The organism is Rhodococcus sp. EPR-134 (genome assembly GCF_001647205.1).
GTDB classification, from domain to species: Bacteria; Actinomycetota; Actinomycetes; order Mycobacteriales; family Mycobacteriaceae; genus Rhodococcus_F; species Rhodococcus_F qingshengii.
In genome coordinates, this window is the sequence record NZ_LVCT01000392.1 from 1 (window position 1) to 3,053 (window position 3,053).

Here is a 3,053-nt window from a genome sequence, read left to right on the forward strand (position 1 = left end):
AGTCGGAGCTCGTGGCCGAAGCACTCGGCGAGCACGTCTTCGATTTCTTCCTGCGCAACAAGCGTCGTGAGTGGGAGGAATACCGCAGCCACGTGACGCCGTTCGAGCTCAAGACCTACCTCGGTCTGTGACGGTGAAACCGCCCGCTGCGAGATCAGCAGTTCCAGGACCGGGTCGACTCGGGCTGGTCGAGCCCACCGCTGCCGACGAGTTGCGTCAGCTCGGTTGGGTCGACGCCGAGAGCATCGAACTCTTGTGGTCGCTGTCGCGTGCCGCGAACGCCGACCTCGCTCTGCGCACCCTTGTGCGGATCAAGGACGGGCTCGGCGACGGGTGGCGCGAACTCGATCAGGTCCTGCGCAAGGACAAGAGCCTGCGCGGCCGTTTGTTCGCACTGGTGGGTGCGTCGTCGGCCTTCGGCGACCCCCTGGCCGCGGATCCGATCGGCTGGAAACTGCTCGACGGCACCGCTCTGCCGACCAAGGACGAGGCGACTGCAGCCTTGCTGGAGGTCGTGGGTGCAACTGTCGACGAGGGTGCCACCGAAGGTTCCCTGACCTACCGCGCCACGGTGACCGGGCCGGAAGCTGTTGTTGCTCTGCGTAAGAGCTACAAGGACCAGCTGATGCTGCTGGCTGCGGCTGATCTTGCGGCGACCGTCGAGAACGAACCCGTAGTTCCGTATCAGACTGTGGGGCACCAGCTTTCCGATCTGGCCGACGCCGCGCTGACCGCTGCACTTGCGGTGGCCATCGCAACGGTGTGTCCCGAGGGTAGCTGTCCGATCCGGCTCGCCGTGATCGCCATGGGCAAATGTGGTGCGCGCGAGCTGAACTATGTCTCCGACGTCGACGTGGTGTTCGTCGCCGAACCGGCCGATGCGACGGCCAGTCGCGTTGCCGGTGAGATGATGCGTATCGGTACCTCCGCATTCTTCGAGGTCGATGCTGCGCTGCGGCCCGAAGGCAAGCGCGGAGAACTGGTTCGCTCCCTCGAATCCCACATCACGTACTACAAGCGCTGGGCCAAGACCTGGGAGTTCCAGGCACTGCTCAAGGCTCGTCCGATGACCGGCGACATGGAGCTCGGTCGCCAGTACTCCGAGGCGATGAGCCCGATGGTGTGGATCGCCTCCGAGCGCGAGGACTTCGTCCCCGAAGTCCAGGCCATGCGTCGACGCGTCGAGGAAATGGTTCCCCCCGAACTGCGTGAGCGTGAACTCAAACTCGGCCGCGGAAGTTTGCGCGACGTCGAATTCGCCGTCCAACTCCTGCAATTGGTGCACGGGCGCGCCGACAGTTCGTTGCATGTCCAGAGCACCGTCGATGCACTGACTGCATTGGCGGCGGGTGGATACGTCGGCCGCGACGACGCCGCCAACCTGACTGCGTCGTACGAATTCCTGCGTCTGCTCGAGCACCGTCTGCAGTTACAGAAGCTCAAGCGCACACACACCCTGCCGCCGCCGGACGACGAGGAAGCGCTGCGTTGGCTGGCCCGCGCCGCGCACATGCGACCCGACGGTCGTCTGGATTCCCTGGGAGTCCTGCGCGCCGAGATCAAGCGGAATTCGCATCGGATTCGCCGCCTGCACGCCAAGTTGTTCTACCGCCCGCTTCTCGAATCGGTGGCGCGGATGGACAAGGAAGCACTGGTCCTGGGGCCAGAAGCCGCGGTTCGCCAGTTGGCCGCTCTCGGTTACACGGCACCCGAGCATGCTCTCGGGCATCTGACTGCACTGACGAGTGGCGCTTCACGCAAGGGTCGCATTCAAGCGCTCCTGTTGCCGACTCTGCTCGAATCACTCGCGGACACACCGGATCCCGATGCCGGTCTGCTCGCTTACCGCAGGCTCTCGGACGCGCTCGTCGACCAGACGTGGTTCCTGCGCCTGCTCCGCGACGAGGCTGCGGTGGCCGAGCGTCTGATGACCGTGCTGGGCTCGTCGGCGTACCTACCCGACCTGCTCATCAAGGCTCCCGACGTGATTCGCTTGTTCGCGGATTCGCCGAGTGGACCGCGCCTGGTCGAGCCGAAGCCCGAGGACGTCGCTCGCGGAATCCTCACCGCCTCCGGCCGACACAGTGATCCCAATCGTGCTGTTGCTGCGGCCCGCTCGCTGCGGCGACACGAACTTGCGCGAATCGCGTCGGCCGACATCCTCGGCATGCTCGATGTTCCTGCAGTCTGCAAGGCGCTGTCCTCGGTGTGGGCCGCGGTGCTCAATGCATCGCTCTCCGCGGTGATCAAGGCCAGCGTCACCGAACTCGGGACCGAGGCGCCGGCCAGTTTCTCCGTCATCGGCATGGGTCGACTCGGCGGCGGCGAACTGGGCTATGGATCCGATGCGGACGTGCTGTTCGTGTGCGAACCCCGCGAGGGCGTCGACGAGACCGTTGCGGTCAAGTGGGCCAACAGCATTGCCGACAAGGTCCGCAAGCTCCTCGGGGCACCGAGTACCGATCCGCCGCTCGAAGTCGACACCGGATTGCGTCCGGAAGGCCGTAACGGTCCGATGGTGCGCACTCTCGAGTCCTACGACGCGTACTACGCGAAGTGGGCTCAGGCGTGGGAGATTCAAGCGCTGCTTCGTGCGCACCCGGTTGCCGGTGATCCTGAACTGGGACTGCGGTTCCTGCACATGATCGACAAGACCCGCTACCCCGAGGGCGGCGTCAGTGATGCGGCGGTGCGCGAGATCCGGCGCATCAAGGCGCGAGTCGATTCCGAAAGGCTCCCGCGCGGAGCCGATCCGGCGACGCACACGAAACTGGGTCGCGGAGGCTTGGCCGACATCGAGTGGACTGTGCAACTGCTGCAGCTACGCCATGCCGACAAGATCGAGTCGCTGCACAACACATCGACCCTCGAGACTCTCGACGCCATCGGCGCCGCGGAACTGCTCAGCGAAGGTGACGTCGAACTGCTGCGTGACGCCTGGATCACCGCGACGAAGGCACGCAACTGCCTCGTTCTGGTGCGAGGCAAGCCGACCGATCAGCTTCCCGGCCCGGGCCGTGTTCTCGCGGCGGTGGCGCAGGTCGCTGGATACG

General features: G+C 65.3%; 2 protein-coding genes. Both read left to right on the top strand.

Annotation, left to right across the window (positions count from 1 at the left end; all coding sequences use genetic code 11):
* The coding region (locus A2J01_RS35850) for a hypothetical protein (protein ID WP_156519305.1) at nt 1-131 on the top strand (131 nt) is incomplete at its 5' end.
* On the top strand, nt 128-3,053 hold a 2,926-nt coding region (locus A2J01_RS17925; RefSeq protein ID WP_064113250.1), incomplete at its 3' end, for a bifunctional [glutamine synthetase] adenylyltransferase/[glutamine synthetase]-adenylyl-L-tyrosine phosphorylase. The genes A2J01_RS35850 and A2J01_RS17925, both read left to right, overlap by 4 nt.